The sequence below is a fragment of the Oleiphilus sp. HI0079 genome (assembly GCF_001635105.1).
In genome coordinates this window covers 1-1,263 of record NZ_LWFT01000578.1, presented here as the reverse complement: position 1 = coordinate 1,263, position 1,263 = coordinate 1, and the positions used below count along the sequence as shown (strand labels likewise).

At 46.1% G+C, this 1,263-nt stretch carries 2 protein-coding genes; both read left to right on the top strand.

The window, feature by feature from the left end; translation table 11 throughout:
- Positions 1-286 (top strand): rhodanese-like domain-containing protein (locus A3750_RS09720; protein WP_068548218.1); only part of this gene is annotated, 286 nt, incomplete at its 5' end.
- 40 nt (positions 287-326) lie between these two features.
- Positions 327-986, top strand: coding sequence for a DsbA family protein (locus A3750_RS09715; RefSeq protein WP_068451630.1), 660 nt, complete (start codon positions 327-329; stop codon positions 984-986).
- The last annotated feature ends 277 nt before the right edge of the window (positions 987-1,263 follow it).

Here is a 1,263-nt window from a genome sequence, read left to right as displayed (position 1 = left end):
TGAATGCCTGAATGACCTTCCTAAGAAGGCGATCATCATTGATGTCAGGGAACCTGGTGAAGTAGCTGAAGTAAGCGCTCCCAAGTCCGTCAATATTCCTCGCGGCGTAATTGAAATGAAAATTGGAGAGCACGCTTGCTCAGCAGACACGCCGATCTATATTCATTGTTCCACTGGAGCACGTGCGACACTGGCCGCCGAGCAACTTCAAAGAGTGGGCTATACCAACGTAATAGTCATTACCTGCGCTCTTGATCAAGTCTTGTCCGCACAAGCAGACAATTAATTCAAACCGTACATTCTCAGTAAAACGAGGTAGAGATTTTATGAGCCCCCCGATTGTAATCGACTACTACACTGATCTGCTTTGCGTCTGGGCTTGGATTGCTCAGCGTCGACTGGACGAACTACATGAACAATTTGGTGACCAGATTGCCATCAACCACTATTACATTGATCTTTTTGGTGACGTCGCTAAGAGAATAGAGCTGCAATGGACGGAGCGAGGCAGTTATGAAGGATTTGCTCAACACGTAATGCATGCAGTGCAACCATACGACAATGCGACAGTTAACGACCGTCTCTGGACAGAAGTTCGACCAAGCACTTCTGCTAATGCACATATGTTTATCAAAGCGATTTCACTCAGCTATGGACAAGACAAGGCAAAGGCCTTCGCTTTGACGCTAAGGCAAGCTTTCTTTATGCAAGCGTTAGATATATCTCAGATACCCGTTTTGCTGGAGATCGCAAAACAACACGGGCTGGAGGTCAACCGACTAAGAACGAGCATAGATAACGGCACAGCGTTAGCAATGCTACTCTCTGACTATCGAAAGGCGAGCCAACAAAATATCGCGGGAAGCCCAAGTTTTGTTATGAACAACAATCGACAAGTACTATACGGTAATGTTGGGTATCGGGTACTGCACGCTAATGTTGAGGAGCTTTTGAAAAATCCGGAGCACGAAGCTAGCTGGTGTTGATGTAGAGTTCTCACACTCAACTGCCGCAAAAAGCCTTATCCTCCAACAGATCAAAATACACTGCTCGCCCCTTATGGCGTAGTCAGTATCGTAGACCGACACCTATGAGGAGGAGGTTCCTAGAGGAAATAAAGAATCTGCACTGAAATGGGGCTCGTGTGACCGTTTTTCGATGATTTAATAGCTTGAATTCAAAGGCGTGCATGACGAAAATACGCGATCAAGGAGTAGTATCATGACATCACTTATTTTCGTGCATGGATTTTGGACAACCCCC

Excerpts from the sequence above, each read along its gene's own strand:
- A3750_RS09715 (WP_068451630.1), top strand. The coding sequence starts at position 327 with ATGAGCCCCCCGATTGTAATCGACTACTACACTGATCTGCTTTGCGTC.